Here is a 24769-nt window from a genome sequence, read left to right on the forward strand (position 1 = left end):
CGAGGTTTTCAGGATGTAACCACGACGCTACAGAATCAGGCTGCCGAACAGGAAGCCAAACGCCACCGAGAAGGTAATTGCCAGTACGCCGGGAATGATAAACGAGTGGTTGAACACGTACTTTCCAATGCGGGTCGAGCCGGTGTCGTCCATCTCCACCGCGGCCAGCAGCGTCGGGTAGGTGGGCAGCACGAACAGCGCGGACACCGCGGCGAAGGAGGCGACCGCCGCCAGCGGCGATACGCCGAGCATCAGTGCCGCCGGCATCAGCGCTTTGGTGGTGGCCGCCTGCGAGTAGAGCAACGTGGCAGCAAAGAACAGCACCAGCGCCAGCATCCACGGATAGCTCTGCAGCATGTCGCCGGCCAGCGTCTGGATGTCGCTCAGGTGCGCTTTGACAAAGGTATCGCCCAGCCAGGCGACGCCCATTACGCAGATACAGGCGCTCATGCCGGATTTAAACGTGCTGGCACTGAGGATTTCACCGGTTTCCACTTTGCAGGTCAGGCAAATCAGCGTAGCAACCGTCAGCATAAACACCACAATGGCTTCGTTACGCGGCAGCACCGGATTGCTGATCAGGCCCACGCTGTCGCTGATTGCCGTCGCGTACAGTACCACCGCCCCAATACCGATCAGGAACAGCAGCACCGCGCGTCTGGCTCCCGGCTTAATGTGATAAACCTGCTCACCGCGCAGCGTTACTTCACCTTTCGCCAGGCGCGCCTGGTAGACGTCATCTTCTTTGAGCTCTTTGCCGAGGAAGTTGGTGATCACGGCGGCACAGAAAATGGCCAGCATGGTGGCAGGCAGCGCGACGCCGAGCAGCGCCAGATAACTGACGCCGCGCGGTTCAAGAATCGAGGCAAAAAATACCACCGCGGCTGAAAGCGGCGAGGCGGTGATGGCGATTTGCGACGCCACTACGGCTATCGACAGCGGGCGCGAAGGGCGTACGCCTTGCTCTTTGGCCACTTCCGCAATCACCGGCAGAGTTGAAAAGGCGGTATGACCGGTGCCCGCCAGCAACGTCATCGCATAGGTCACCAGCGGCGCAAGGAAAGTGACATAGCGCGGATGGCGGCGCAGCAGACGTTCCGCCAGCCCGACCAGATAATCCATGCCGCCAGCCACCTGCATCGCGGCGATGGCCGCAATCACCGCCATAATGATCTCGATGACATCAAACGGAATCGCGCCGGGTTTCATGCCGCAAACCAGCGTCAGCACCAGCACGCCTAAACCGCCGGCAAAGCCAATGCCGATGCCGCCGAGGCGCGCACCCAGCCAGATCGCCAGCAGGACGATGAGCAATTCCACCACTACCATAGTTTCACTCCCTGAAGTGCCGCCACACGCAGCCACTTTAGTTATAGACGTCAAAATAAAAAAGCACGCCGTATTGTATACAGGCGTGCTTCAGACGACTTGATCCGGAACGGATTACTGTTCGTTTTCGTCGGTGTAGCGTTTGGCTTTGTATTCCGGGTGCATCAGGTTCTGGATGGAGAAAATATCGTCCAGCTCGGCTTCGGTCAGCAGACCGCGTTCCAGCACCACTTCGCGTACGCTCTTACCGGTTTCAGCACAAATTTTCCCGACGATATCGCCGTTGTGATGGCCGATGTACGGGTTGAGGTAAGTGACGATACCGATGGAGTTGAACACGTAGTCTTCACAGACCGCTTTGTTGGCGGTGATGCCGTTCACGCATTTTTCCAGCAGGTTGTAGCAGGCGTTGGTCAGGATGCTGATCGACTCAAACAGCGCCTGGCCAATCACCGGTTCCATCACGTTGAGCTGCAGCTGACCGGCTTCAGAAGCCATGGTCACCGTGGTGTCGTTACCAATCACTTTGAAGCACACCTGATTGACCACTTCCGGTACCACCGGGTTAACTTTCGCAGGCATGATCGAAGAACCGGCCTGCAGTTCCGGCAGGTTGATTTCGTTCAGGCCGGCGCGCGGACCGGATGACAGCAGGCGCAGGTCGTTACAGATTTTCGACAGTTTCACCGCCAGGCGCTTCAGCGCTGAGTGCACCATGACGTAAGCGCCGCAGTCTGAGGTGGCTTCAATCAGATCTTCGGCGGGCACCACCGGCAGGTTGCTGACTTCCGCCAGGCGCTGTACCGCCAGCTGCTGGTAGCCGTCCGGCGTGTTGAGGCGGGTGCCGATCGCCGTGGCGCCGAGGTTAACCTCCAGCAGCAGTTCGGCGGTGCGCAGAATGCTGCGCGTCTCTTCGTTCAGCAGTACGTTGAACGCGTGGAACTCCTGACCGAGCGACATCGGCACTGCGTCCTGCAGCTGGGTGCGGCCCATCTTCAGGATGTTTTCGAACTCCACCGCTTTGCGCTGAAAACCTTCGCTCAGCTGGCCAATCGCGTCGAGCAGTTTGAGGATCGAGGCGTAAACCGCAATGCGGAAACCGGTAGGATAAGCGTCGTTAGTGGACTGACACTTATTCACGTGATCGTTCGGGTTGAGGTACTGATATTCACCTTTCTGGTGACCCATCAGCTCCAGCCCGATGTTAGCCAGCACCTCGTTGGTGTTCATGTTGACCGAGGTGCCCGCGCCGCCCTGATAGACATCAACCGGGAACTGGTCCATGCACTTACCGTTGTTCAGCACTTCATCACAGGCCTGAATGATGGTGTTGGCGATGTGGCGGGGGATGGTTTGCAGCTCTTTGTTGGCGAGCGCGGCGGCTTTTTTCACCATCACCATGCCGCGAACAAACTCAGGGATGTCGCTGATTTTACTGTTACTGATATAGAAGTTCTCAATCGCACGCAGAGTATGAACACCGTAATAGGCATCTGCCGGAACTTCACGCATGCCTAACAGGTCTTCTTCGATACGAATGTTGTTCGCCATGATTACCTTCTTATTATTACTGCTGTGTTACTGCCGGGCATCCGGAATGGATGGGCGGCGAATAACGTGCAGGTGAAGCAATTATATTGTCGTGGAATACCAGTGCCGACATTTTATCCATCTTCGGGCTGGCGAGCACGATCATATTCTGTCACTGCAGAAATGCTTGTGCACAGATCACTTTACGGACATTTGCTGGCCCAGCGGTAATAACGATATGTGATGTACTTCGCAATTTTAAGTCAGTGGCATAAATTTAACAGCGGCGGTTGAATTTCCCCGGCCGCGTGCCCATCTCATACGTTATGGTCATGCTGACCCTTCAATTTTGCTGCCCCGCACGCTGCGTGGCGGCGCGACTCACAGGAGATATCGGTGCGCTGGTTACCGTTAGTGATTTTTTTTGTTCTGGCCTGGATTGAGATCTCGATTTTCATCCAGGTGGCGCACGCGCTCGGCGTGCTGCTGACCATGCTGCTGGTGATTTTTACCTCGTGCATTGGTGTGTCGCTGGTGAAAAATCAGGGCATGAAGAACTTTATGCTGATGCAGGAGAAGCTGGCGCGTAACGAGAGCCCGGCGGCGGAGATGATCAAAAGCGTGTCGCTGATCATCGCCGGTTTTCTGCTGCTGCTGCCGGGCTTCTTCACCGATTTCCTCGGCCTGCTGCTGTTGCTGCCGCCGGTGCAGAAACACCTGACGCTGAAGCTGATGCCGCACCTGCGCGTATGGCGCGGCCCGGGGCAGGGCCCGGATAGCGGCGTCACCATGGACGGCGAATTTGAGCGCAAAGATCAGGATCGTATCGGTCACGATAAAGATCGCTGAATGTAAGCGGGGCGGCGTAAGCCGCCCTTTTTGCTGTCTTTTTCGTCATCTGTTACGCAAACGAAAATTTTTTATTTTTTTGCCCTTGAAAGCCCCTTTTCTGCCCCTATCTCTCTCTCCACGAGGCCGGAACCCTCAAGCCCGGCGTTCAACCCAAAAATGAATGATTGGACTTCTCAAAGGAGAGCTATCAAATGAAAATTCGTCCGTTGCACGATCGCGTTATCGTCAAGCGTAAAGAAGTTGAAGCCAAATCTGCTGGCGGTATCGTTCTGACCGGCTCTGCAGCAGGCAAATCAACCCGCGGTGAAGTACTGGCTGTTGGCAATGGCCGCATCCTGGAAAACGGCGACGTGAAGCCGCTGGACGTGAAAGTGGGTGATCTGGTGATTTTCAGCGAAGGCTACGGTGCCAAGACTGAGAAAATCGACAACGAAGAAGTTCTGATCATCTCTGAAAGCGACATTCTGGCGATTGTTGAAGCGTAATTTACGCGTAATTCACTGAACGAAACGAATTTAAGGGATATTTGAAATGGCAGCTAAAGACGTAAAATTCGGTAATGACGCACGCGTAAAAATGCTGCGTGGCGTGAACGTACTGGCAGATGCAGTAAAAGTTACCCTGGGCCCGAAAGGCCGTAACGTGGTTCTGGATAAATCTTTTGGTGCACCGACCATCACTAAAGATGGTGTTTCTGTGGCACGTGAAATCGAGCTGGAAGACAAGTTCGAGAACATGGGTGCGCAGATGGTGAAAGAAGTCGCTTCTAAAGCTAACGACGCAGCAGGCGACGGCACCACCACCGCTACCGTTCTGGCACAGGCTATCGTCAACGAAGGCCTGAAAGCCGTCGCGGCGGGCATGAACCCAATGGATCTGAAGCGCGGTATCGATAAAGCCGTTGCAGCAGCCGTTGAAGAGCTGAAAACCCTGTCTGTACCATGCCAGGATTCCCGCGCTATCGCGCAGGTAGGTACCATTTCTGCCAACTCCGATGAAAGCGTCGGTACCCTGATCGCTCAGGCGATGGACAAAGTGGGTAAAGAAGGCGTGATCACCGTTGAAGAAGGTACCGGCCTGCAGGACGAGCTGGACGTGGTTGAAGGTATGCAGTTCGACCGTGGCTACCTGTCTCCGTACTTCATCAACAAGCCAGAAACCGGTGCAGTGGAGCTGGAAAGCCCATTCATCCTGCTGGCTGACAAGAAAATCTCTAACATCCGCGAAATGCTGCCAGTGCTGGAAGCTGTGGCGAAAGCCGGCAAACCACTGCTGATCATCGCAGAAGACGTGGAAGGCGAAGCGCTGGCTACGCTGGTGGTCAACACCATGCGCGGTATCGTGAAAGTGGCTGCGGTGAAAGCACCGGGCTTCGGCGACCGTCGTAAAGCGATGCTGCAGGATATTGCTATCCTGACCGGCGGTACCGTGATCTCTGAAGAGATCGGTATGGAGCTGGAAAAAGCGACGCTGGAAGACCTGGGTCAGGCAAAACGCGTGGTGATCAACAAAGACACCACCACCATCATCGATGGTGTGGGCGATCAGGGCGCAATCTCTGGCCGCGTGACGCAGATCCGTCAGCAGATCGAAGAAGCGACGTCTGACTACGACAAAGAGAAACTGCAGGAGCGCGTTGCAAAACTGGCAGGCGGTGTAGCCGTACTGAAAGTAGGCGCAGCGACTGAAGTTGAGATGAAAGAGAAGAAAGCACGCGTTGAAGATGCCCTGCACGCTACCCGTGCTGCGGTTGAAGAAGGCGTGGTTGCCGGTGGTGGTGTCGCGCTGGTGCGTGTTGCGGCGAAAATCGCAGCATCTGGCCTGAAAGGTCAGAACGAAGACCAGAACGTCGGTATCAAGGTTGCTCTGCGTGCGATGGAAGCGCCACTGCGTCAGATCGTTTCTAACGCCGGTGAAGAGCCATCTGTTGTTGCTAACAACGTGAAAGCGGGCGACGGTAACTACGGTTACAACGCGCAGACCGAAGAGTACGGCAACATGATCGACTTCGGTATCCTGGATCCAACCAAAGTGACCCGTTCTGCGCTGCAGTACGCGTCTTCTGTGGCCGGTCTGATGATCACCACCGAAGCGATGGTCACCGACCTGCCGAAAGGCGACGCACCTGACTTAGGTGCTGGCGCTGGCGGCATGGGTGGCATGGGCGGTATGGGCGGCATGATGTAATTGCCCTGAACGTCTGAGCTGTTGAGAAACCCCCGATCGGAAACGGTCGGGGGTTTTTCTTTTGCCGGCGAACAAGGTATAAGTAAGGGCGCAATACTTCGGCTTTGCGGGTTTAGGGCAATGAATGTTCAGAAAAAATGTGCGCTTTTCTGCTACGCTGCCGCCCGACACTGATGATAATAAATGGGGATTATAATGCGGATTAACCTCTCGCTCGGACTGGCAGTCGGTACCTTACTGCTGGCGGGCTGTAGCACCTCCAACCAACTGAGTGCCGCCGGCGAACGTGTCACCTTTGTTGATCAACAGCCAGGCAGCCAATGTCAGCTGCTGGGCAATGTTACCGGCTCGCAGAGCAACTGGTTGACCGGTTCAGGCGGTGAAGGCAGTTCACTGCGCGGTGCGGCCAACGACCTGCGTAACCGCGCAGCGGAGATGGGCGGCAACGTGATTTATGGTGCCACCAGTCCGACGCAGAATCTGCTGTCTGCCTTTGCCCCGCTCGACAGCAAAATGTCGGGTCAGGTGTATAAGTGCCCGTAATGGCAGAGCAGCAATAAAAAAGCCGCGAGAGCGGCTTTTTTGTTTTTGAGTACAGTTCCAGCACGGTCGCCATCAATGGCGACACTACGGTGATGGCGCCGACTGTAGGGTGCGCATTCATGCGCACCGGGCAGCTGGCAGGGAACGTCACTCCTGACGCAGCTGCAGATCCAGCGGCGTTTTGCTCGGCTCACCACCAATTTCCCGCGCCAGCTTCGGCACCATATAGCCCGACACCATGGTCAGCAGCTGCCGCACCAGCGCCCGTGCCTGCTCATCCGGCACAAAGAAGTGCGCCGCCCCCTGCACCTTATCCAGCACATGTAAATAGTAGGGCAGGATGCCGGCATCAAACAGCGCATTGCTGAGCTGTGCCAGAGTCTGCGCATCGTCATTAACGCCGCGCAGCAGCACGCTCTGGTTCAGCAGGGTGACGCCGGCGCGTTTAAGCCTCTGCATGCGTTCGCGCAGCGCCTCGTCAATCTCCTGCGCGTGGTTGATGTGGCTGACCAGCAGCACCTGCAGACGCGTATCCGCCAGCAGCTGGCATAGCCCTTCAGTAATGCGCGCCGGGATCACTACCGGCAACCGGCTGTGAATGCGCAGGCGTTTCAGGTGCGGAATGTTTTCCAGCGCGCCAATCAGCCACGCCAGCTCCTGATCTTTCGCCATCAGCGGATCGCCGCCGGAGAAGATGATCTCGTCGAGCTCGGGATGGGCGGCAATGTAATCAATCGCCGCCTGCCAGTTGCGCTTGTTGCCCTGATTATCCTGATAGGGGAAATGCCGGCGGAAGCAGTAGCGGCAGTTCACCGCGCAGCCGCCCTTGACCAGCAGCAGCGCGCGGTTTCTATACTTATGCAGTAAGCCCGGCACCACGCTGCTCTGCTCATCGAGCGGATCGGTGCTGTAGCCCGGCGCATCGGTAAACTCCTGACGGCTGGTCAGCACCTGCAGCAGCAGCGGGTCCTGCGCATTGCCGCGCTGCATGCGCTGAATAAAGGCGCGCGGTACGCGCAGGGCGAACAGACGGCGTGCCTCGCTCCCGGCTGCCAGATCCGCGTGGTTTTCGAGGGCTAAAAGTTGCAGTAATTCAGCAGGATCGGTGACAACATCAGCAAGTTGCTGCAACCAATCTTCTCTGACGGGGGGATTTAGGGTTACAATGTGTGCCATTTTTTTGGCTATTACCAGTTAATATCTACAGAGGGCCTTTATGGCGACTTATCTTAGCAACGATTTTCGTGCCGGTCTTAAAATCATGTTCGAAGGCGAACCGTATGCCATCGAATCCAGTGAATTCGTTAAGCCGGGTAAAGGCCAGGCGTTTGCACGTGTTAAAATGCGTCGTCTGCTGACCGGTTCACGCGTTGAGAAAACCTTCAAGTCTACCGACTCCGCCGAAGGCGCAGACGTGCGTGACATGACGCTGCAGTACTCCTACAACGACGGTGACTTCTTCTACTTCATGCACCCGGAAACCTTCGAACAGTATCAGGTTGAAGCCAAGGTACTGGACGACGTGACAAAATGGCTGCAGGACAACGCCGAGTGTATCGTAACCCTGTGGAACGATAAACCGATCGCCGTTCAGCCACCGAACTTCATCGAAGCAGAAATCACCGAAACTGACCCAGGTCTGAAAGGTGATACTGCCGGTACCGGCGGCAAGCCAGCGACGCTGTCTACCGGCGCCGTGATCAAAGTGCCACTGTTCGTACAGATTGGCGAAGTGGTAAAAGTGGACACCCGCTCTGGCGAATACGTTTCCCGCGTAAAATAATCGTCAAATCAGGCGCATCATCGATGCGCCTTTTTTATTCCCGCGCTCTTCCCCGCACCGCGTCTTTTTTCAGCGGCTTAACCGCCATCATGGCGTATCCGGTCTATGCTTTAAAAGCTGTACTTTTACTGCAACCAACAAGGATATGGCTATGTTAAAGAAAAGTATTGTCGCGATTTTCTCGGTACTGGTGCTTTCCTCGCTGCTTTCTGCCTGTAACACCACGCGTGGCGTAGGCGAAGATGTTGAAGCGGGCGGTCAGGCAATTCAGCGCAGCGCGCAGTAACTAAAACCGGTGCGAAACCTGCTTTCGTACCGGCTTTCTCTTCCTCCTGTTGTCCTGCCTGCACCTGTGATTTCTGAAACTGCCTGCCGCGACGGCGGTGCCGTTGTTTGCCGTCAGCAATACGGGTAGACTTCCTCCCCTTGTCTGTATAAGGAGTCATCACCATGAGCGAAACGGCAAGCTGGCAGCCGAGCGCACCCATTGCCAATTTGTTGAAACGCGCCGCCATCCTGGCGGAAATCCGGCGTTTCTTTGCCGATCGCGGCGTACTGGAAGTGGATACGCCTGCCATGAGCCAGGCGACGATCACCGACATCCACCTGGTGCCATTCCAGACGCGCTTTGTCGGACCTGGCGCGGCAGACGGGCGCGATCTGTGGCTGATGACCAGTCCGGAATATCACATGAAGCGCCTGCTGGCGGCGGGCAGCGGCCCGATTTATCAGATGGGGCGCTGCTTCCGTAATGAAGAGGCCGGGCGCCACCATAATCCGGAATTCACCATGCTGGAGTGGTATCGGCCGCACTACGACATGTATCGGCTGATGAACGAAGTCGACGACCTGCTGCAGCAGGTGCTGGAGTGCGACAGCGCCGAATCGCTATCGTATCAGCAGGCGTTTATCCGTCATCTGGAGATCGATCCGCTGTCGGCGGACAAGGCGCAGCTGCGCGAAGCGGCGGAAAAGCTGGGTGAGGGCGAGCTGGCGAATCGCGAAGACGATCGCGACACGCTACTGCAGCTGCTGTTTATGCTGGGCGTGGAACCGAAAATTGGTCTTGATAAGCCGTGCTTCGTCTATCACTTCCCGGCCAGTCAGGCGGCGCTGGCGGAGATCAGTACCGAAGATCACCGCGTGGCAGAGCGTTTTGAGGTCTATTACAAAGGCGTGGAGCTGGCCAACGGTTTCCGCGAACTGACCGACAGTCGTGAACAGCGTCAGCGTTTTGAGCAGGATAATCGCCGTCGCGCTGCGCGCGGTTTGCCGCAGCATCCGATTGATACTTACCTGCTGGATGCGCTGGCGCACGGCATGCCGGCCTGTTCCGGCGTGGCGCTGGGCGTGGATCGCCTGATTATGCTGGCGCTGAAGGCCGATGCGCTCAGTGAGGTGATCGCTTTCCCGGTCGATCGCAGCTAGTTACGCCGCGGTTCTGCACACCCGGCCGCGGCTCATCGATGGCGCTGTCCGCGGCCGGGTGCGTTTACGGCGAGGTATTATTGGCCGCTTCCGGAAACTCCTGGATGGTAACCGGCAGCGTCATCTTCTGCTCATTGCGCAGCACCTGCACATCAATCACCGATCCCGGGCGGATTTCCGCCACCTGGTCCATGGTCTCCTGCGCGGACAGCGCCGGCTTGCCGTTCACCTGCAGCAGGACATCGTTGGCCTGAATGCCGGCGCGATCCGCCGGACCGCCCGGCGTCACTTCACTGACGATAATGCCCTGCACCCGATCGAGGTTGCTGCCCTGACCGTGCAGCGGCGGCAGCTCGCGCCCGGTAATACCGATATAACCGCGGATCACCCGGCCATCACGAATCAGCTTATCCATAATTTTGGTCGCCAGCGCGGTCGGAATGGCAAAACCAATGCCTTCCGGAGTTTCGCCGTCGTTGCTTTTGTCGAAGGTCAGCGTGTTGATGCCCATCAGCTCGCCCAGCGAGTTAATCAGCGCGCCGCCGGAGTTCCCCTGGTTGATCGAGGCATCGGTTTGCAGGAAGTTCTGCCGACCGGAGGAGCTCAGACCGATGCGGCCGGTGGCGCTGATGATGCCCTGGGTGACCGTCTGGCCGAGGTTGTACGGGTTGCCAATCGCCATCACCACATCACCAATATGCGCGACACGTTTGGCGTTAATCGGGATTACCGGCAGATTAGAGGCGCTGATTTTTAACACCGCCAGATCGGTCATGGCGTCGGAGCCCACCAGCGTCGCTTCAAAAAAGCGTCCGTCCTGCAGCGCGACGATAATCTGGTCAGCGTTATTGATGACATGTTTGTTGGTGAGGATGTAGCCTTTCGCGTTCATGATGACGCCGGAACCGAGCGTGGTAATGCCGCGATTATTGTTACCGTGCGCGCTGCGGTTATAGACGTTGACCACCGCCGGCACAGCACGGCGCACGCCCTGATTGAAACTGAAGGGCGCTTCATCGGCGCTGCTGTCGTGATCAAAGGTGACGTTGCTGCCCATTCGCAGCGCCGGGATCGCGACAAGCAGTAAACCTGCCACGATCAGGCCCATCACCACAGAACGTAAAAGTTTAAGAAACATGGTGTTATTTCAGGCAAGAGTTGATCGCAGGGCAGAATAGCACGAGAAGGGCGGACAAACACCTGCTTGTCCGCCCGTTGCGAGGATTATCGCAGAAGCAGGTAAATACTCTCGTCGCCGCGCACCACGTTCAGCGCCAGTACCGGCGGTTTGCCCTCCAGCACTTTGCGCATCTCGGCGAGGCTCTGCACCCGCGTACGGTTAACGCCGACAATCACATCGTCTTTCTGCAGGCCAACCTGTTCTGCCGGCGTGCCTTTTTCGATGGTATCGACTTTGACCCCTTTATCGCCGGCTTTGGTATTGCCGTCACTGAGCGTGGCGCCCTGCAGCGCTGGCGACATCAGCTGGGCGCTGGCGGTACTCTGCGCGCTCTGTTCCAGCGTTACGGTCACCGTCAGCGGTTTGCCATCGCGCAGCAGACCGATTTTCACCTGCTGGCCTGGCGGCGTGGTGCCGACTTTCACCCGCAGTTCGGCAAAGCTGGTGATTGGCTTATCGTTAATGGCGGTAATGATGTCGCCCGCTTTGATGCCCGCCTGTTCCGCCGCCGACTTCGGCAGCACTTCAGAGACAAATGCCCCGCGCTGCGCATCGACGTTAAACGCTTTCGCGATATCGGCGGTCATTTCTGTCCCTTTGATCCCGAGCTGACCGCGCTTCACTTCGCCGAACTGAATCAGCTGCTGAGCCAGGTTCATCGCCATGTTGCTGGGGATGGCAAAGCCAATACCAATGTTGCCGCCGCTCGACGCCAGAATGGCGGTGTTAATGCCGATCAGCTCGCCGTTGAGGTTCACCAGCGCGCCGCCAGAGTTACCACGGTTGATGGCGGCATCGGTCTGAATAAAGTTCTCCAGCCCTTCCAGATTCAGCCCGCTGCGGCCCAGCGCCGAGATAATGCCGGACGTCGCCGTCTGACCGAGGCCGAACGGGTTGCCGATAGCCACGGCAAAATCACCCACTTTCAGCGCGTCAGAATCAGCAATTTTCACCTGCGTGAGGTTTTTTGCGCCTTCTACCTGAATCAGCGCGATGTCGGTTTGCTCGTCATGACCAATCAGCTTTGCGTCATATTCGTTGCCATCACTCAGCTGCACGCTGATTTTATCCGCACCGTTTACCACGTGATTGTTGGTCAGAATGTAGCCTTTAGCTGCGTCGATGATGACGCCGGAACCCAGCCCTTCAAACGGCTGTGGCTGAGACTGCCCGGGCGCCTGGCCAAAGAAGCGCTTCAGCGGCTCGGGAATATCCTGGCCCTGCTGACCGCTGTCGGTGCCCTCGACATGCACGCTGACCACCGCCGGCAGCACTTTTTCCAGCATCGGTGCCAGGCTTGGCAGTGCTTGTCCCTGAATCTGTGCCGGCAACGTGGCCATGGCACCCGGCGTCGCCGCCAGACTCATCCCAATGCTCAAGGCTAATGCGCTTAACAGTCGTGCTGGTTTTTTCATTGCTATGACGCTCTCGCTGCGAAAAGGGGGATAAAAGAAGTGTGACAGTTATTGGTAATAAGCGTTCGGAAAACAAAAAGGGCACAGCCATGCTGTGCCCCAAAAGGATTAACTGCGGGTGGTGCGTTCGCCGCTGCGCAGCAGGCCCGATGCGCCTTCAGAGTAGTCGCGCGGGATCTGCACCGGCGCCTGGTCGTTATCGGCCTCGGCTTCCGTCAGCTGGTAAGCAAACGGGTTTTTCTCGCCCGGCAGATTTGGCAGCAGGTCATTCGACCCTTTCGCCATGTGCTGATACAGCTGGCGATAGTCGCGCGCCATGTTGTCCAGCAACTCTGCGCTGCGCGCAAAGTGGTTGGTGAGCTCTTCGCGGTAATCCGCCAGCTCCGCTTTGGATTTTTCCAGTTCGTACTGCATGCTGCGCTGCTCACGCAGCTTTTTGTTGCCAAAACGCATCGCTACCGCGCCGACAATAATGCCAATCACTAAACCAATCAGCCCGTATTCCCAGGTCATAATGACTCCCGTGTAATTTCCGTTGCTTCGTAGGGCATTGCTTCTGTTTCAACTTCAATAGTAGCCACTATACCCGTTAATCCATCGGAAGTGGAATCCTCGGGCTGTATCGCTTAGTGTAGAGCGGCCTAATTTTCGACAACCGACACGTGAATCGGACTTTTTCAGGGATTCTGAGAGAACCATGCAAACCTCATCTCCGCTTGCGCGCTATGAGCAGGCGCTGTCGCAGGGCGAGTTTCGTCCGGACGATGTACAACGTGACGCCATCACCCGTTTAGATCGCATCCAGCAAGGCCTGATTGCCCGCCAGCAGCAGCCGCAGCCGGCAGCGAAAGGGCTGTTTGGCCGCTTATCGAAGCTGATGAATAAAGCGCCGGAGAGCCATGAAGCGCCGGTGCGTGGCCTGTATATGTGGGGCGGCGTCGGACGCGGTAAAACCTGGGTAATGGATCTGTTTTTTCAGTCTATTCCTGGCGATCGCAAACTGCGTCTGCATTTCCATCGCTTCATGCTGCGCGTGCACGAAGAGTTAACGCAGCTGCAGGGCCACAGCGACCCGCTGCTGATTGTCGCTGACCGTTTCAAAGCGGAAACCGATATTCTCTGTTTCGACGAGTTTTTCGTCTCCGACATTACCGACGCAATGCTGCTTGGTACCCTGATGGAAGCGCTGTTTGCCCGCGGCATTACGCTGGTGGCGACCTCCAACATTCCGCCGGATGAGCTGTACCGCAACGGCCTGCAGCGGGCGCGTTTTCTGCCGGCTATCGAGCAGATTAAGCGCCACTGCGATGTGATGAATGTCGATGCCGGCATTGATTATCGCCTGCGTACCCTGACATCGGCCCATCTGTGGAATTTCCCGCTAAACGACGCAACGCACGCGGAGATGGAGCGCATGTTCAGCGCGCTGTCCGGTAAACCGCGCGGCGACGCGCCGGTGCTGGAGATTAACCATCGTCAGCTGCCGACGCTCGGCGTTCACGAAGGCGTACTGGCCATCAATTTCCTCGCGTTGTGCGGTGAAGGGCGCAGTCAGCACGATTACATTGAGCTGTCGCGCCGCTTCCACAGCGTGCTGCTGTACGATGTGCCGGTGATGATTTACAAAACGGAAGACCAGGCGCGGCGGTTCCTCGCGCTGGTGGATGAGTTCTACGAGCGCCACGTCAAGCTGGTGGTGGCGGCAGAAACCTCGCTGTTTGAAATCTATCAGGGCACGCGGCTGAAATTCGAATATCAGCGCTGTCTGTCGCGCCTGCAGGAGATGCAGAGCGAGGAGTATCTTCGCCTGCCGCACCTGCCCTGAGGGGCAAACAGAAATCACCGCTTCGGGCGCAAAAAGAGTCGATCTTTAGATTCGACTTCTCTATAATCTTGCGACCCCACGTTACAGCACAGGCTTTCTTTTCCCGGAAAACTGTGTGATCCGGTAACTCTACCTGAGGGGGTGGGCTTGCTGGGCGAATTGGTCGTGTGAGCCTCAATCGTTAACTTAGCGTTTGGGATTTCACCAACGTGTAACTTTTATTTGGGTAAGCTTTTCAATGAAAACTTTTACAGCTAAACCAGAAACCGTACAGCGTGACTGGTATGTTGTTGACGCAACTGGCAAAACCCTGGGTCGCCTGGCGACTGAACTGGCGCGCCGTCTGCGTGGTAAGCACAAAGCGGAATACACTCCGCACGTTGATACCGGTGATTACATCATCGTTCTGAACGCTGACAAAGTTGCTGTAACCGGCAACAAGCGTAACGACAAGATTTACTATCACCACACTGGCCACATCGGTGGTATCAAGCAAGCGACCTTTGCAGAGATGATCGAACGCCGTCCTGAGCGTGTGATTGAAATCGCGGTTAAAGGCATGCTGCCAAAAGGCCCACTGGGTCGTGCTATGTACCGTAAACTGAAAGTTTACGCAGGTAACGAGCACAACCACGCGGCGCAGCAACCGCAAGTTCTTGACATTTAATCGGGATTATAGGCAATGGCTGAAACTCAAAACTACGGCACTGGTCGCCGCAAAAGCTCTGCCGCTCGCGTCTTTATCAAGCCGGGTAGCGGTAACATCGTAATTAACCAGCGCTCTCTGGAGCAGTACTTCGGTCGTGAGACTGCACGCATGGTCGTGCGTCAGCCGCTGGAGCTGGTTGATATGGTTGGTAAACTGGACCTGTACATCACCGTTAAAGGTGGTGGTATTTCTGGTCAGGCTGGTGCGATCCGTCACGGTATCACCCGCGCTCTGATGGAATACGACGAGTCTCTGCGTTCTGAACTGCGTAAAGCGGGCTTCGTTACCCGTGACGCGCGTCAGGTTGAACGTAAGAAAGTCGGTCTGCGTAAAGCACGCCGTCGTCCACAGTTCTCCAAGCGTTAATTGCTGGCTGCTTCGGCAGTTACAATTGGCTCAAAAAACCCGCTTCGGCGGGTTTTTTATTGCCTGAATCGCGGCTTTTTCAGCGCAAAAACGCGAGCTTTCCCCGCATTTTGCCCGCAAATGATTATCCCCGCCCCACAAGCTGCTTAAAATCTGGTAAACTGACTGACACTTTGCGCCCGTGAGTCGCGGCGTTGTGCATACTGCTCCTGTCGGGACGACCGGACAATGCCCGTGACGCCCGGCTGTGTGCGAATCTGATGAGCAGGTGAGTCGCCGCGTGGTTGGCTATTCGCAGTATTTTTTTGTGAACAAACTTGGAGGTTTTCATGGCTGTCGCTGCCAACAAACGTTCGGTAATGACGCTGTTTTCTGGTCCGACTGACATTTTCAGCCATCAGGTACGTATCGTGCTGGCTGAGAAGGGCGTCAGCGTGGAGATCGAGCAGGTTGAAACGGATAATCTGCCGCAGGATCTGATTGACCTCAACCCGTATCGCACTGTGCCAACGCTGGTCGACCGTGAACTGACGCTGTATGAATCCCGCATCATCATGGAATACCTCGATGAGCGTTTCCCGCATCCGCCACTGATGCCGGTTTATCCGGTCGCGCGCGGTGAAAGCCGTCTGATGATGCACCGCATTGAGCAGGACTGGTACAGCCTGATGCGTACCATTGAAACCAGCAGCGGTGCCGAAGCCGATGCCGCGCGCAAGCAACTGCGCGAAGAACTGCTGGCCATTGCGCCGCTGTTCTCACGTACGCCGTTCTTTATGAGCGAAGAGTTCAGCCTGGTGGATTGCTATCTGGCGCCGCTGCTGTGGCGTCTGCCGCAGCTGGGTGTGGATCTGGCTGGCGCAGGTTCGAAAGAGCTGAAAGGCTACATGACGCGCGTATTTGAACGTGACTCCTTCCTCGCTTCTTTGACGGAAGCCGAACGTGAAATGCGCCTGCAAGCCCGGGGCTAATCTATGGAAATGTCGCAACTTACTGCCCGCCGTCCCTATCTGCTGCGGGCCTTTTATGAATGGCTGCTCGACAACCAGCTGACGCCGCATCTGGTGGTGGATATCAATCTGCCTGGCGTACAGGTGCCGCTGGAGTACGCTCGTGACGGACAGATTGTCCTGAACATCGCGCCGCGCGCGGTGGGTAACCTTGAGCTTGCCAACGATCAGGTGCGCTTCAATGCGCGTTTCGGCGGCGTGCCGCGCCAGGTATCCGTGCCGATGGCTGCGGTGCTGGCGATTTACGCGCGCGAAAACGGCGCCGGCACCATGTTCGAACCGGAGCCTGCGTATGAGCTGTCCGGCGACGAGCAGGAAGGCGGCCAGGAAGAGACGCTGATGTCGGTGATTGATGGTGACCGTCCGGACGATGCGACGGATGACGACTCTTCACCGGATGACGAACCGCCGCCGCGCGGTGGACGTCCTTCACTGCGCGTAGTGAAGTAAATCGCGGAAAATAAAAAACGGGCTGACTAGCCCGTTTTTTTATGCCTGTGTCGCGGCGCGGCTTAGCGCGCGGCAGACCAAAGGAAGCGCAGCGCTCCCTTTGTACCGATCTTAATAAACGTCGCGCAGATAACGCTTATCTTTCTTCAGTTGATCGATATAGGCTGCGGCACGCTCGCTGGAAAGACCACCGAACTGACGCACCACTTCATACAGCGCGGCATCGACATCTTTCGCCATGCGTGAGGCATCGCCACAGACGTAGAAGTAGGCGCCTTCCTGCAGCCAGGCGTACAGCTCAGCGCCTTTCTCCAGCATGCGGTTCTGCACGTAAATCTTCTCTTCCTGATCGCGGGAGAAGGCCAGGTCGAGATGCGTCAGCAGACCGCTCTGCTGCCAGCCCGCCAGCTCATCCGCGTAAATGTAATCATGTTCCTGATGCTGGTCGCCGAAGAACAGCCAGTTTTTACCTTCAGCACCGGTCGCCTGGCGCTCCTGCAGGAAGGCGCGGAACGGCGCGATGCCGGTACCCGGACCGACCATGATCAGCGGGGCGTTATTGTTCGCCGGCACGCGGAACGCTTTGTTCGGCGAAATAAAGATCGCCGGCTTCTCTCCGCGACGCACGCGTTCAGCCAGGTAAGTGGAGCACACGCCTTTACGCTCACGGCCACCGCTGTGATAGCGCACGGAAGCGATGGTCAGATGCACCTGGTTAGGGTGCGCCTTCGAGCTGGACGAAATGGAGTAAGCACGGTGCTGCAGCGGACGCAGCATCGCTACCAGCTCCGGCACCGACAGATTACGCTTCAGCTCGAGCTGCAGCAGATCCAGCGTATCTTTGCCCCACAGCCAGTTGGCCAGTGTGTCTTTATCGTCGTGCTGCAGGACGTGCAGCAGCTCCTGGTTGGTAGTGTGCTGTCCGACCCACTCAATCAGCTTGCGCGACGGCTCAGAAATCTCGAACTGATAGGTCAGCAGATCGCCGAGGTTACGGTCAAAGCCCGGCACCGGGGTTTCGTAGTCAGCTTTCAGCTCGCTCAGCAGCAGGCTCACCAGCCCGGCATCGTTAACCGGGATCACGCCCAGCGCATCACCGGCTTCGTATTTCAGGCCGCTGTCGCTCAGGTCAAATTCGAAGTGACGGATATCTTTGGCGGACTGCTCGCCGGACAGACGCTTATTGGTCACCAGCGCCGCCGCGTACGGGTTTTGCTTGTTGCTGCCCGGGATCACCGGCGCTTCCGGCGCGCTCTCCAGCACCGTGCCGCTGCTGCCCGCGCTGGCGGCAAACTGTGGCATGGCACTGCCAATCCACTCGCTGGAAGGCTCTTCGTAATCGATGTCGCAGTCGATGCGATCCACTACGCGTTTCGCCCCCAGCTGCTCCAGGCGCATATCAATGAACTTACCGGCCTGGCAGAAACCGTCGTAGCCGGTATCGCCGATTGCCAGCACGGCAAAGTGCATCTGCTCCAGACGCGGCGCGGTGCTGGCTGAGATGGCCTGCCAGAACAGCTGTGCGTTGTCTGGCATTTCGCCTTCGCCGTAGGTGGAGGTGACGATCAGTACATGACGCATGGTGGCGAACACATCCAGATCCACTTCACCCAGTGCCTGCACTACCGGCACCAGGCCTTTAGCGCGCGCCGCCTTGGCTGCGGTCTGCGCCAGCGCTTCGGCGTTACCGGTCTGGGAACCAAACAGAATATGCAGCTGGGTGGTGGCGCTGGCGCCCGCTGCCGGTGCGGTCTGCTTGTCTTCTAATACCAGCAGGCGCGAGTGGAGACCGGCGAGAAACCCCGCCAGCCAGTATTTCTGTTCGCCGTTAAACGGCGCGTCTTCAGGAATGTAAGGAATCTTCATGGATATCAGTACTCAAACCGTTTTATCGTCATCAATCTTCTTTCGCAGCGCAATCAGGAGAGTTTCCCGACCGCGGCGGCAATCTCTGGCAGTGCGGCGCGTGCAAACAGCTCTTCAAAATCAGGCAGATGGCCCAGCACCTCACGGTTGCAGGCGTCCTGATAAATGATCCAGCCATAGGTTGCCAGGCTGTCCATGGAGCGAATGTTGCGCTGCGTCAGCGCGGCTTTGTAATCCGACATACGCTTGGCGGCGATCAGGCTTGCCAGCTCATCATCACTGTAGTTCTCAATGGCCGCACGGGCATGACGCTGCAGCTTGCTGACCAGCGCGAAATCTTCGGTCATCAGCAGGTTGCGAACCGCTTTCTCGACTGCCGCGTCTTCCACCGCTGTGCCTTTCGGCAGTTTGCCCAGCGCCAGCTGCTGCGCGAAGCTCAGAACAGTGTAGTTATTCAGCAGAACAAACATCTCCTGCGTATCGGTCGCGCCGTAGGCCGGTACCGCACCGTCGGCGATGGTTTTGCCCGCACGCCAGGCTGATTTGAACTTGGCAACCTGATGCGCGGCCAGCGACGTGGACAGCTCTTCCAGCAAATCCTTACGCGTTTTCGCTTTCAGGATTTCACCGCCGTCCTGATACAGCAGCAGCGAGCGCGGCATCACATAAACGAAGTGCTGACACTCGGTTTCCCAGTTCTCCAGCAGCCATGCCGCGCGCGGCGACTGGGTGGCTTCGAGGTGCCAGTGCAGCATGGTCAGCACTGCCTGCTTGTGCACCTGCGCCATTTCGTCTTCGTCAGCGATGGAGCCGAACAGCACCGAATCACCGGCGGCGTGCGCGGCCAGGGAGCGGTACGGATCGTACTGATAGGCGAAGCCGCCGCTCATGCCGTTACCGAAACCTTTACCAAAGGTGCCGAGGTTAAGAATCGCGCCGTTGGTCATGTATTCACAGCAGAAGTCGCCGACGCCTTCCACCACCGCGGTGGCGCCCGAGTTACGCACGGCGAAACGGTCGCCTGCCTGGCCCTGAACAAACAGACGACCGCCGGTCGCGCCGAACAGCGCAAAGTTACCGATCAGCACATTGCCGTCGCTGTCCTGTGCGCCGCCGCCCGGTGACATCACCACCAGTTCGCCGCCACACTGACCTTTACCGACGCCATCGTTACAGGTGCCGTAATGCTTCATCTGCATGCCGTCGTTGCAGAACGCGCCAAATGACTGACCGGCTGATCCGCGGGTATCAATCTGCACTGTGCGCGGTGCCAGATATTTCCGGCCACGGTCATCCTGCAGTACCGCTGGCAGTGCGGCCAGCTGCTGCGCCGACAGCTCGTGGTTCAGCATGCGCTCAATATCGATCGCCAGCTGACCGCCAACGCTCTTGTTACGGTTGTTCAGCGTCACGCCGTTACCCAGCGTAATCTCGCGGCGGGCGGCATCAACCAGCTGCGCTTTCAGCTCTTCTACCCAGCCATCGTCCAGCTCGAAATCTTTTTCCAGATACACCGGCTGAGCGATCTTCTGCTCCGGCACCACGGTCAGCATGGCGCGCAGATCGAGTTTGCCCACTTCCAGCGGATGATCCATCAGGTGCAGCAGGTCAGAGCGGCCGCGCGCTTCACGCAGCGAACGCAGACCGAGGCGTGCGAGGAACTCACGCACTTCCTGCGCCACGTTGATGAAGTACTGCGCCAGCTGACGCGGATCGCCATCGAAGGCTTCAGCGTTAGTGGTGAGGCCTGCCGGGCATTTGACGTTACAGTTTTTCGCCATCACGCATTTCAGCATCATCAGCGCGGTGGTGCCGAACTCGAAGCTGTCGCCGCCGAGCAGGGCCGATTTGATCACGTCGCTGCCGGTCTGCTGTGCGCCGGAGCAGCGCAGCTGCACTTTGTCACGCAGCCCGTTCGCGCACAGCGCCTGGTGTACTTCGGCGATACCGATTTCCGCCACGCGCCCGGTGTATTTCAGGCTGGTGACCGACGCCGCGCCGGTGCCGCCGGTGTTACCGGCGACGTTGATAACGTCTGCGCCAGCTTTTGCCACGCCGACTGCGATAGTGCCGATGCCTTCAGACGACACCAGTTTGACGATAACGCGCACGCGCGCCGCTTTACAGTCGTGGATCAGCTGCGCCAAATCCTCGATAGAATAAGTATCGTGGTGCGGCGGCGGTGATACCAGCTCAACGCCCGGCGTACCGCCACGCGCGGCCGCAATCTCCACCGTCACTTTCGGTGCTGGCAGCTGACCGCCTTCGCCCGGTTTAGCGCCCTGGCCAATTTTGATCTCCAGCTCTTCCAGCATCGGGTCGGCCAGATAAGCCGCCCACACGCCGAAACGACCGGACGCCAGCTGTTTGATGCGCGATGCGCGAATGGTGCCGTGGCGTGAATAGTGTTCGCCACCTTCACCACAGTTACTCATTCCGCCCACCATATTGGTGCCGTGCGCTACCGCTTCGTGCGCCGGCGCGACCAGCGCGCCGTGGCTCATGGCGCCTGAGGCGAAGGTACGGGTGATTTCGTGCGCCGGCTGAATCTCTTCCAGCGGCAGCGAGGGCAGCGCGGTAAAGATTTTTGCCAGATAGTCTGCTGCCTGACCGTAAGCGGTAATGTGCAACACGCCTTCAGTGATGCTGCTGCTTTCGATCTCATCGTTAAAGCGGGTTTTCAGCGCGCGTGACAGCGCGGCCAGACGCTCGCTCTCCGGCTTCAGGCCGGCAATGGCATCAATCAGACGCAGCTCAAACTGGTTGAGGCTACCGTTCACCGCTTCGCAGCGCAGGCCGCGAATGGCGAAGCCGTTATTGACCAGCGAGTAGCGGCCCAGCTTGCGGCCAAATTCGGCTTCGCTGTCCACGTGGGTCAGATCGCACGGCAGCGCGAGGATGTCGCGCAGCGCCGCCGGACGACGCTTACGCTCAGCGTGCATCAGGCTGGAGAACTGACGGTAATCCGGCGTGATAGCAAAGCTGTCGATCACCGCATTCGGGATGCGCTCGAAGCTGCTGTCTTTAAACGACTCGGCTTTGATGCTGAACGCGTTGTCCAGCCTGGCCAGCGTCATCAGACGGATAAAGTTGTCCTCTTCGCGCGCTTTGTCGGCGAAACGAATCGGCTGCTCTGTCATATCAATAAAGGTACGTACTGCGATGGTGCCATACGAGTGGCCCGCACCCTCAGAACGTTCTTTGAACAGACCCAGCAGTGGCACTTCGGCTTCGCCCTGAATTTTCAGTGCGCTCTGGTGCCAGTCCACCGCCATTTGCGCGATGGCCGGGAAGCCCGCGCCGCCCACCGGAGTTTTGATATTCGGGAAATATTTCTTCAGCACCGGATCTTCGGTATCGAGGAAGTTCGGCTCGAAGAACTCACCGCAGCTGTAGCTCTCAACGGTACACAGGCCCACTTTGCCCATGGTTTTCATCAGCGCTTTTTCTGCCGCTTTGGCATAGCGTTTGAACGCTTTGTTGCCTTCTTCACCTTCGCCAAACTTCTCTTCTGCACGCATCTGTACGCCCAGCGGATACACGGCGGAGGCGCCGAAGCCGAGCGTGGCGGCGATATGGTGCGAGGAGATGCTCTGGCCGCTCTCGACCACCAGTGACACATCCAGACGCAGGCCTTCCTGCACCAGACGCTGGTTGATGGCCGACACCATCAGCAGCATCGGAATGGCAGCATGGGTTGAAGAGATATGGCGATCGGTAATCACCGCGATGCCGCCCTGCTGACGGGCAAAATCCACCACCTGCTGCGCCAGGTTATCGATAGCGTTTTCCAGCGCTTTGGCGTTGGCGGCGCGGCTGACGATGTCTTTACCGATCACCGGCTCATACAGCATCTCGAAGCGCGCATACGGCGCCACTTTCTGCTCGCGCAGACGCAGCATGTCCAGGTGCGTCAGGATTGGGCTTGGCACGATGATCTGCTGGCCTTTACTGCGGCCGAGGTGCGGTTTAGCGCCGAGTGCCACGCGCAGCGTCATGCCGTCCGCTTCACGGATGGAGTCGAGCGGCGGGTTGGTGACCTGTGCAAAGCGCTGCGAGAAGTAGTGCGCCATGCCGCCTTCATGATCGGACAGGCCATTGATGGCGTTGCCGTAACCCATCGCGGATATCTTCTCAGCGCCGGTTTGCAGCATCGGGTCCATCATGAATTTGAAGCTTTCCTGGTTGTAGTAGTAAGCCACAAAGCGCTGATAGGTTTTCAGGTCGCCGCGATAGCGCAGCGGCGAGCCGAGTTTCTCTGCCGGCACTTCCGGCAGCTGTTGCAGTTCAACGCGTGCCGCCTGCACCAGGGACAGATAATCTTTTTCCGCCGCCAGCTTTTCCAGCGCCTGCACGGTGGTGTAAGAGCGTTTCTCTTTGTGATCGTAATAGAGCATGCCGCCAGCTTCGATACGGCCACGGCGCAGCACGCTCTCCGGTGGGAAGGCGATCTGGCCGGCTTCTGACATCGCACCGATATACTCAGCGGTTTCGACGGAGCGCAGCGGACGCAGGCCAAGACGGTCCAGCCGTGCGCCAATCACTTCGCCGTTACCAAAGATCAGTGCGGCGGGGCCGTCGTTCTTCTCTTCATACAGCGAGAAGTATTCCAGCATGGCGCGCACTTCAGCCGACAGCGAGGTGTCGTTTTCCCACGCCGGCGGCATCATTGAAACCACGGCGTTGATCAGATCGAGGTTATCTTCCATCAGACGGCTGTGGATGCTCTGATCGAGACGCGAACTGTCAGACTGGCCTTTTGGCCGCACGATCTTTTTGCCGCGCGCCAGCATCAGTGCCGCTTCCGCGATGCGGTTTTTACGGTCCGTGTTCAGCTCACCGTTGTGCGCCATCAGACGGAACGGCTGCGCCATTGTGGTATGCGGATCGGTATTGGTGGAGAAGCGGGTATGGAAAAACAGTCCGCGCACCTGATGATCGGGATCGGTCAGATCTTTGAAGTAAGGAATTACTTCGTTGGAGTTCAGGCGGGCTTTGAACACCTGAGTGCGCGACGACAGCGACAGCGGATAAAGGCCGCCGAATTCGCTTTCGGTAAAGGCGCGTGCTTCGATGTCCAGCAGCGCACGGTAAATGTGGCGCTCGAAGTCGCTCTGCTCGGTAACGTCCTGCGGTGCGGCAAACACCCACTGCACGATCGGCAGCTGGAACTGCTGTGCGGCCGGGCGCGTGACGCTGTTGTCCAGCGGCATATCACGCTTCAGCAGCACCGGGAAGTTGTAAGCGGCCAGCGTCTCTTCAACCAGACGCTCTGCGTTCGCGCGCAGCGCCGCATCTTTTGGCACAAAGAAGTTGCCCACGCCAAAGCGGCCCGCTTCCAGCGCCTGACCGGTCAGCTTACGGAAGAAGTTCAGGGAGAGGTCAACGTTAACGCCCGCGCCATCGCCCACACCCTCTGCAGACATCCCGCCACGGTGCGGTACCGTGCACAGGGCGCTATGCGCCATCTGCAGGATTTCATGGGTCTGCTCGCCGTCCTTGCGGGTAATAAAACCTACACCACAGCTGTCGCTTCCTGCTGATGGATCATACAAACCCCAGGGGTTAGGTTGTTGAGTGGACATTGAGGGTCTCCTTAAACTGCTTTAGACATTACCTGCATTATTTCAGGCACAGAGCGCTGCTGCGTGCTGTATCAATTTGTTTTCGCGCGCTTTTACGCGGACGTCGCAACACCGGACAACGACAATCAAGGCACTGATTCACGTCCTTGATTGGCTGTCCATAAAATCCGGTCTCTAAGGGAGATAACTTGCATCCAGAGGGAGTCTTCTTGCTGCATAGATATGCCGAGACACAGTCCCGACTGGAAAGCATCCAGCGGAATTCCAACTTATCGGGAAAGCGAACTCAGGTCAAATAGCCAGCTTTATTACGGTTAATCAGCCTTTTTGCGATTTAACTGTATGATTATTATGTTTTTATTACGTAAATATATGTCAATCTGACCTTTCTGATTCCCTTATGAAGTGTGAGCCGTCTCACTGTGTGATCGGCCTCATATTTCCAGACCATGCTGTTGAATGTAGGGATGCCAGCACAAAATTCTGTTTGGACCGTTTCGTGCACAGCATGTATCTGTTTTTCTTATGGCGGAACATTTGAATCAAAACGCGGTTGCCATTAGTAAAATTAATTAACCGGGGTGTGATTAAAACAGCACTTAAGCTGAATGGATATGCAATAACGGAAGGCAACCATCAGGAGGGATGGCTGCAGAAAGCGGATGCGCCGGGCACGCGGCACCGGGACCCGCAAAAGCGCGGCCCTCCAGA

20 protein-coding genes are annotated in these 24769 nt (G+C 57.4%); 12 read left to right on the forward strand and 8 right to left on the reverse strand.

Annotated elements, in window-relative coordinates:
- Positions 1 to 27: 27 nt before the first annotated feature.
- Complete coding sequence (locus FT726_RS00450) at positions 28 to 1329, reverse strand: anaerobic C4-dicarboxylate transporter (protein ID WP_058780369.1); 1302 nt, start codon at positions 1327 to 1329, stop codon at positions 28 to 30.
- Between the two features lie 114 nt (positions 1330 to 1443).
- Positions 1444 to 2880, reverse strand: a complete 1437-nt coding sequence (aspA, locus tag FT726_RS00455; RefSeq protein WP_288424940.1) for an aspartate ammonia-lyase — start codon at positions 2878 to 2880, stop codon at positions 1444 to 1446.
- Positions 2881 to 3255: 375 nt separating this feature from the next.
- On the opposite strand from aspA, the gene FT726_RS00460 reads away from it, so the two are divergent.
- The 4 genes from FT726_RS00460 (at position 3256) to FT726_RS00475 (ending at position 6441) form a co-directional block, all read left to right on the forward strand.
- The gene (locus FT726_RS00460) at positions 3256 to 3708 is read left to right on the forward strand and encodes an FxsA family protein (RefSeq protein WP_021507767.1); all 453 of its coding nucleotides are present in this window, start codon (positions 3256 to 3258) and stop codon (positions 3706 to 3708) included.
- Between the two features lie 194 nt (positions 3709 to 3902).
- On the forward strand, positions 3903 to 4196 hold the full coding sequence (locus tag FT726_RS00465) for a co-chaperone GroES (protein WP_021507766.1): 294 nt from the start codon (positions 3903 to 3905) through the stop codon (positions 4194 to 4196).
- Between the two features lie 46 nt (positions 4197 to 4242).
- Positions 4243 to 5898, forward strand: coding sequence for a chaperonin GroEL (groL, locus tag FT726_RS00470; RefSeq protein WP_021507765.1), 1656 nt, complete (start codon positions 4243 to 4245; stop codon positions 5896 to 5898).
- 195 nt (positions 5899 to 6093) lie between these two features.
- Positions 6094 to 6441 (forward strand): DUF4156 domain-containing protein, encoded by a 348-nt coding sequence (locus tag FT726_RS00475; protein ID WP_021507764.1) that lies wholly within the window; start codon positions 6094 to 6096, stop codon positions 6439 to 6441.
- Positions 6442 to 6588: 147 nt separating this feature from the next.
- On the opposite strand, the gene epmB is transcribed toward FT726_RS00475, so the two are convergent.
- Positions 6589 to 7617, reverse strand: a complete 1029-nt coding sequence (gene epmB / locus FT726_RS00480; protein ID WP_058759602.1) for an EF-P beta-lysylation protein EpmB — start codon at positions 7615 to 7617, stop codon at positions 6589 to 6591.
- Positions 7618 to 7657: 40 nt separating this feature from the next.
- Between epmB and efp the strand changes: the two genes are divergently transcribed.
- From efp to epmA, 3 genes are all read left to right on the forward strand, one after another.
- Positions 7658 to 8224: an elongation factor P gene (gene efp / locus FT726_RS00485; protein WP_021507762.1), complete on the forward strand. Its 567-nt coding sequence runs from the start codon at positions 7658 to 7660 to the stop codon at positions 8222 to 8224.
- Between the two features lie 151 nt (positions 8225 to 8375).
- Entirely contained in the window at positions 8376 to 8510 is a 135-nt protein-coding gene (locus FT726_RS00490) for an entericidin A/B family lipoprotein (RefSeq protein ID WP_031279745.1), read from the forward strand.
- Between the two features lie 164 nt (positions 8511 to 8674).
- On the forward strand, positions 8675 to 9652 hold the full coding sequence (epmA, locus tag FT726_RS00495) for an elongation factor P--(R)-beta-lysine ligase (RefSeq protein WP_021507760.1): 978 nt from the start codon (positions 8675 to 8677) through the stop codon (positions 9650 to 9652).
- 64 nt (positions 9653 to 9716) lie between these two features.
- On the opposite strand, the gene degS is transcribed toward epmA, so the two are convergent.
- The 3 genes from degS to zapG form a co-directional block, all read right to left on the reverse strand.
- Positions 9717 to 10790, reverse strand: coding sequence for an outer membrane-stress sensor serine endopeptidase DegS (gene degS, locus FT726_RS00500; protein WP_021507759.1), 1074 nt, complete (start codon positions 10788 to 10790; stop codon positions 9717 to 9719).
- A gap of 86 nt (positions 10791 to 10876) precedes the next feature.
- Positions 10877 to 12247: a serine endoprotease DegQ gene (gene degQ, locus FT726_RS00505; RefSeq protein WP_031279744.1), complete on the reverse strand. Its 1371-nt coding sequence runs from the start codon at positions 12245 to 12247 to the stop codon at positions 10877 to 10879.
- Positions 12248 to 12355: 108 nt separating this feature from the next.
- Positions 12356 to 12760, reverse strand: coding sequence for a Z-ring associated protein ZapG (gene zapG / locus FT726_RS00510; protein WP_021507757.1), 405 nt, complete (start codon positions 12758 to 12760; stop codon positions 12356 to 12358).
- 184 nt (positions 12761 to 12944) lie between these two features.
- Between zapG and zapE the strand changes: the two genes are divergently transcribed.
- From zapE to sspB, 5 genes are all read left to right on the forward strand, one after another.
- Positions 12945 to 14072: a cell division protein ZapE gene (zapE, locus tag FT726_RS00515; RefSeq protein WP_058759600.1), complete on the forward strand. Its 1128-nt coding sequence runs from the start codon at positions 12945 to 12947 to the stop codon at positions 14070 to 14072.
- Between the two features lie 238 nt (positions 14073 to 14310).
- Positions 14311 to 14739: a 50S ribosomal protein L13 gene (gene rplM / locus FT726_RS00520; protein WP_021507755.1), complete on the forward strand. Its 429-nt coding sequence runs from the start codon at positions 14311 to 14313 to the stop codon at positions 14737 to 14739.
- Between the two features lie 15 nt (positions 14740 to 14754).
- The gene (gene rpsI / locus FT726_RS00525; RefSeq protein WP_021507754.1) at positions 14755 to 15147 is read left to right on the forward strand and encodes a 30S ribosomal protein S9; all 393 of its coding nucleotides are present in this window, start codon (positions 14755 to 14757) and stop codon (positions 15145 to 15147) included.
- Between the two features lie 329 nt (positions 15148 to 15476).
- Positions 15477 to 16118, forward strand: coding sequence for a stringent starvation protein SspA (gene sspA / locus FT726_RS00530; protein ID WP_021507753.1), 642 nt, complete (start codon positions 15477 to 15479; stop codon positions 16116 to 16118).
- A 3-nt stretch (positions 16119 to 16121) separates the two neighbouring features.
- Positions 16122 to 16607 carry a ClpXP protease specificity-enhancing factor gene (sspB, locus tag FT726_RS00535; RefSeq protein ID WP_021507752.1) on the forward strand — a complete coding sequence of 162 codons (486 nt, stop codon included), beginning with the start codon at positions 16122 to 16124 and terminating at the stop codon, positions 16605 to 16607.
- A gap of 111 nt (positions 16608 to 16718) precedes the next feature.
- Here the strand turns inward: sspB and FT726_RS00540 are convergent, their stop codons facing one another.
- Both FT726_RS00540 and FT726_RS00545 read right to left on the reverse strand, forming a co-directional pair.
- Positions 16719 to 18473: a sulfite reductase subunit alpha gene (locus FT726_RS00540; protein WP_058770697.1), complete on the reverse strand. Its 1755-nt coding sequence runs from the start codon at positions 18471 to 18473 to the stop codon at positions 16719 to 16721.
- A 53-nt stretch (positions 18474 to 18526) separates the two neighbouring features.
- On the reverse strand, positions 18527 to 24058 hold the full coding sequence (locus FT726_RS00545; RefSeq protein ID WP_058759598.1) for a glutamate synthase-related protein: 5532 nt from the start codon (positions 24056 to 24058) through the stop codon (positions 18527 to 18529).
- Positions 24059 to 24769 lie beyond the last annotated feature (711 nt).

The organism is Pantoea sp. Morm (assembly GCF_016643525.1).
Classification (GTDB): Bacteria; Pseudomonadota; Gammaproteobacteria; order Enterobacterales; family Enterobacteriaceae; genus Pantoea; species Pantoea dispersa.